Raw genomic sequence first — 2,410 nt, forward strand, 5'->3', positions numbered from 1 at the left:
ACGGCAGCACCGACGTGACCGCCCATGTGGCTGTCGACTCGGCCGCGGCGGCTGCCGGGACGGCGTACCGGATCATCAGTCAGCGGGCCGCCCTGCGCGGCCTCGGGATCGACGGCGGCCGGCCACCGCTGGACCTGGCCCGCAGCGACCCGGCGGCCTACCTGCGGGCGCTGAGCTCGGCCGGCGCCGCCGGCGAACTGATCGACCCGGCCGGGCTGGGCGGGCACTGGTGGCTGCTGCACGAGGTCGGGATCGACCTCCGTGGGACGATGCTGGCATGAGCGACCTGCGGGAGATGACGGTCGGGACCGGGTCCGGGTTGGATACGGCCGACATGGTGCTCAACATCGGCCCCCAGCATCCGTCCACGCACGGCGTGCTGCGGCTCAAGCTCACCCTCGACGGCGAACGCGTGACGTCCTGCGAGCCGATCGTCGGCTACATGCACCGCGGCGCCGAGAAACTCTTCGAGGTGCGCGACTACCGGCAGATCATCGTGCTGGCCAACCGGCACGACTGGCTGTCGGCGTTCTCCAACGAGCTGGGCGTCGCCCTGGCCGTGGAACGCCTCATGGGCATCGAGGTGCCCGAACGCGCGACCTGGCTGCGGATGGCGCTGGCCGAGCTGAACCGGGTGCTGAACCACCTGATGTTCCTCGGCTCGTACCCGCTGGAGATCGGCGCGATCACCCCGATGTTCTACGCGTTCCGCGAGCGGGAGACGCTGCAGGCCGTCATGGAGGAGGTCTCCGGCGGCCGCATCCACTACATGTTCAACCGCGTCGGCGGCCTCAAGGAGGAGGTCCCGGCGGGCTGGACGTCGCGGGCCCGTACGGCGATCGACGAGGTGCGCCGCCGGATGCCGGACATCGACCGGCTGATCCGGCGCAACGACATCTTCCTGGCCCGCACGGTCGGCGTGGGCGTACTGACCGCGGAGCAGGCGGCGGCGTACGGCGCCTCGGGCCCGGTGGCCCGAGCGAGTGGCCTCGACCTGGACCTACGGCGCGACGAGCCGTACCTGGCGTACGACCAACTGGACGTGCCCGTGGTGACCCGGACGGCCGGCGACTGCCACGCCCGCTTCGAGGTGCTCCTGGACCAGGTGTACGTGTCCCTGGACCTGGCCCAGGCCTGCCTCGACCGGGTGGACCAGCTCAGCGGCCCGGTCAACGTGCGCCTGCCCAAGGTGGTCAAGGCGCCGGAGGGCCACACGTACGCGTGGACGGAGAACCCGCTCGGCATCAACGGCTACTACCTGGTGTCCCGAGGCGAAAAAACCCCGTGGCGCCTCAAACTGCGTACGGCCTCGTACGCCAACGTCCAGGCGCTGGCGACGCTGATCCCCGGGTGTCTGGTGCCGGACCTGATCGCGATCCTGGGGTCGATGTTCTTCGTGGTCGGCGACATCGACAAGTAGCCGGCTACCGGCGGCCCCGCGGCTCGTGGCTGCGCGGCGCCCAGCCGGGCTGGGCGGCCATGGGGTCGGGGCCGTACTGGTCGGCGGGCCGGCCGTAGGTGTTCTGGGCGGTGCCCTCGGGCTGGTCGGGCTGCGCGTACTCGTTGTCGAGCACGAAGCCGCCGGACGAGTCCTGGGCGAAGAACGGCGAATCCGCGCGGCCGAAACCGCTGCTTCTCGGGCGGTCGTCGGCTGTGGGGTCGGGGTAGTCGTAGCCGGTTTCGGGCTGGTCCTGAGCCGTGGGATCGGCGTAGCCGTAGTGGCCCGGGGTTGAGGTCCAGGCCGCTGACCCGGTTTCGGCGTAGCCGTGGCTTTGGTCGGCGTAGCCGCTTTGGGAGCCATCGAAATCGGACTGTCCCTCAAAGCCGGACTCGGCATCAAAGCCGGACTGGGCGCCGTAGCCGGACTGGGCGCCGTAGCCGGACTGGGCGCCATAGCCGGACTGGGCGCCATAGCCGGACTCGGCGGCGAAGCCAGACTGGGCGTTGAGCCCGGACTCGGCGTTGAACCCAGACCGGGCGTTGAAGCCGGACTGGGCATCAAAGCCGGACTCAGCGTCAAACCCGGACTGGGCGTCGAAGCCGGACTCATCGTCAAACCCGGACTGGGCGTCGAAGCCGGAGTGGGCGTCGAAGCCGGCTGGGGCGTTATGACCGCCTGGGACGGCGTAGCTGCCGGGGACGTCGTAGCCGGCGCCGTAGGACGCGGACCCATGCGCTTGCGGCTCCGGGAGGGCGCTCAGGCCGTAGCGGGCGATGTCCGTGCCTGTGTCGGGGGCCGCATGCCGTCGGGACGGCCGCTGCGCCGCCGGGGCTTCCTTCGCGTAGCCGGCTGTGGCGGGAGCGTCGTATTCGGCGGCCGCCCCGCGCTCGGCCCAGGCCGATCCGGACAGTCCGGGACCGTAGGGGCCGCTGTGCCCGGCCGAGTCGGCGTAGCCAGCGGGGTTCGTCG

At 71.3% G+C, this 2,410-nt stretch carries 1 protein-coding gene and 2 pseudogenes; 2 read left to right on the top strand and 1 reads right to left on the bottom strand.

All coding sequences use genetic code 11. The features are described 5' to 3' along the window. Together AB0C29_RS43665 and AB0C29_RS43670 are read left to right on the top strand one after the other, a co-directional pair. Positions 1–281, top strand: a pseudogene (locus AB0C29_RS43665) (hypothetical protein); the annotation flags it as partial. After that, positions 278–1,420 carry an NADH-quinone oxidoreductase subunit D gene (locus tag AB0C29_RS43670; protein WP_360833589.1) on the top strand — a complete coding sequence of 381 codons (1,143 nt, stop codon included), beginning with the start codon at positions 278–280 and terminating at the stop codon, positions 1,418–1,420. The pseudogene AB0C29_RS43665 and the gene AB0C29_RS43670, both read left to right, overlap by 4 nt. Positions 1,421–1,424: 4 nt before the next feature. On the opposite strand, the pseudogene AB0C29_RS43675 reads toward AB0C29_RS43670, so the two are convergent. Further along, positions 1,425–2,410, bottom strand: a pseudogene (locus tag AB0C29_RS43675) (hypothetical protein); the annotation flags it as partial.

Origin of the sequence: Actinoplanes sp. NPDC048791 (genome assembly GCF_040650095.1) — a bacterium.
GTDB lineage: Bacteria > Actinomycetota > Actinomycetes > Mycobacteriales > Micromonosporaceae > Actinoplanes.

Excerpts from the sequence above, each read along its gene's own strand:
- AB0C29_RS43670 (WP_360833589.1), top strand. The coding sequence starts at position 278 with ATGAGCGACCTGCGGGAGATGACGGTCGGGACCGGGTCCGGGTTGGAT.